The sequence below is a fragment of the Vibrio sp. 05-20-BW147 genome, assembly GCF_013369385.1.
Lineage (GTDB): Bacteria > Pseudomonadota > Gammaproteobacteria > Enterobacterales > Vibrionaceae > Vibrio > Vibrio floridensis.
Genome location: NZ_SZTO01000048.1, coordinates 1 through 2,046 on the forward strand (window position 1 = coordinate 1; position 2,046 = coordinate 2,046).

4 protein-coding genes are annotated in these 2,046 nt (G+C 41.7%); all 4 read right to left on the reverse strand.

The genetic code is table 11. The annotated features are described in order from the left end of the window. Positions 1–60: 60 nt before the first annotated feature. Positions 61–429, reverse strand: coding sequence for a VOC family protein (locus FC652_RS19550; RefSeq protein ID WP_176299841.1), 369 nt, complete (start codon positions 427–429; stop codon positions 61–63). Positions 430–588: 159 nt separating this feature from the next. After that, complete coding sequence (locus FC652_RS19555; RefSeq protein WP_176299842.1) at positions 589–1,176, reverse strand: hypothetical protein; 588 nt, start codon at positions 1,174–1,176, stop codon at positions 589–591. A 24-nt stretch (positions 1,177–1,200) separates the two neighbouring features. Continuing rightward, a complete protein-coding gene (locus FC652_RS19560; RefSeq protein WP_176299843.1) occupies positions 1,201–1,338 on the reverse strand; it encodes a DUF3265 domain-containing protein in 138 nt (45 codons plus the stop codon). A gap of 362 nt (positions 1,339–1,700) precedes the next feature. Further along, positions 1,701–2,003 carry a hypothetical protein gene (locus FC652_RS19565; RefSeq protein WP_025796564.1) on the reverse strand — a complete coding sequence of 101 codons (303 nt, stop codon included), beginning with the start codon at positions 2,001–2,003 and terminating at the stop codon, positions 1,701–1,703. Between the last annotated feature and the right edge of the window lie 43 nt (positions 2,004–2,046).

Sequence of the window (2,046 nt, forward strand, 5' to 3'; positions counted from 1 at the left end):
ACCAAAAATGCCACGCGGCATGAATCCCACTTAAACGCCTTGTTATATGAGTAGCTTCAGCTACATAAAGACTGCTTCAATTTTGTTACCGTCAACATCGCGGACAAACGCTGCATAGTAAGTCTCACCGTACTCTGGACGCAATCCAGGCTTACCGGCACACTCGCCACCAAGCTCTAATGCAGTAGCGTAAAACTGGTCAACAGCTTCTTTGTTTGGCGCGTTGAAAGCAATGTGAGTTCCATGACCTGAAGAGGCTGCATTTTCACATGGGCAACCTACCCAAAACTCAAAATTTTCTCCGTAGGCTGCCGCGACATTCTCGATGTAATGAGCCCGTTTTATGGGCAAAGCAGATAGAACTGAGTCGTAAAAAACCACCGCAGATGGCACATTTGAAACACCAACTGAGACATGATTTAGAATCATTATAAACTCCTTTTCGCTCACAGATTTTGAAAGCATATAACGCCCGCTTAAGGGGCAGACAACGCCACAACAAACTTCCGGCATAACGTCGTAATCACAAAAACCAACGCATGGTAAAAATGCCGCGCGTTGGCTGTCCCTCTTGAAGCGTTTGTTAGGCTAATTTCTGTCAACGACTTTCGCTTTACTAATACCATTGCCTCGCAAAAAGTCTTTGGAACCAAAGAATTTTGGAGACTGTACAAACCAAACGTGGTCTAAGAATTCAAAAGCTTGTTTAAACTTTTCGCAATTTTCAAGAGATCGTAGCGCCATGAAGTCTTTTTCATGCGAAGGCGGTCGAACAAATCTGTCTCCAAACTGCTCAAGACCTATTAACTCTCGCTCTTCTTGAAAATCAATATTTTTAGAATGAACAACTGCGTTGCGGAATGTGACCATATTAGCAACCGTTTGACGGTGAGGATCAACTAAATCATCGGCATCAACTTTTAAACGAGATAAGAGCCAATCAAACTTTGTTTGTATTGTGGCGTTGCCAAAACTTTTAAATTCCGATCTTTTCGTAAAAACTTCTTTGCCGAATGTATTTAGCTTAGATTCCATGGCAAAACAGTAAAATGACATAGCAGGAATTAACTTTTTGAAGCGGTAACCATCTTGTTCCGTTTTTGCCTCGTTATATAAAGTAATAGCAATTGACTCTAAGTAACGATCATTAACTATCGAACCTTCAATCTTATTCATAATCTAAAGTTATTCCCTATTAGCCTAACGCTGCGTTAAGGGGTGAATGCCGCCTAAACCAATCTTCCGCAGACCATTTTCACCACAAAAATCACCGCATACCAAAAATGCCACGCGGCATGAATCCCACTTTAACGCCTTGTTATGCACGCTCCCGAGCAACTAAGAAGCCATTAAGAACCTTAGCTATTAGCCAAATAACGGGCATAGAAGCTAAGGTCGCACCAACACACCAGAACAACCACAACCCAGCTAAGTATCCAAAGTCAATATGGCTTCCCGAATGATATTGATGTTGCGGATTGTGTTGCCATGCAGCGTATAAAATCACAAAACCTACAAAGCATCCAAGACAAAAACTAAGTAAGCCGGCTATTTTGAAAAGTCTCATTTTTCACCTAGTGCATAACGCCCGGTTAAGGGGCTAACAACGCATTGCGCTAAACCAAAAATAACCGCCTTAACCACTAAAACCAGTTTGAACTAAAACCGCCAAGCGTTGGTAGTCCCTCTTGAACCGTTTGTTATGTGTTTTCTGTATTTGCATACTTAGTAAAAATACGTGAGCTATCTTCAGTTAACCTAACCCCCTCTACAACATGCAGCTTGCCTTCATGACTTAGGGGATACATTTCCAACTCCCCGCTACCAAACTCAGATTCATAAAGTAAGCTAAGAGCAAAATCACGCAAAGCTTCTCTTGTTGAAAAATCCAAATAGATATCACCATTATCTATATCAACAGACGCTCTAAGTTGATGAAAATCATCAGCCAAAACTTCGACGGAAGGTATGCTGCTAGCCTCTTGATCTACATTGTATTTCATTTACTTTATATCCCCCTAGCACATAACGCCGCGTTAAGGGGTG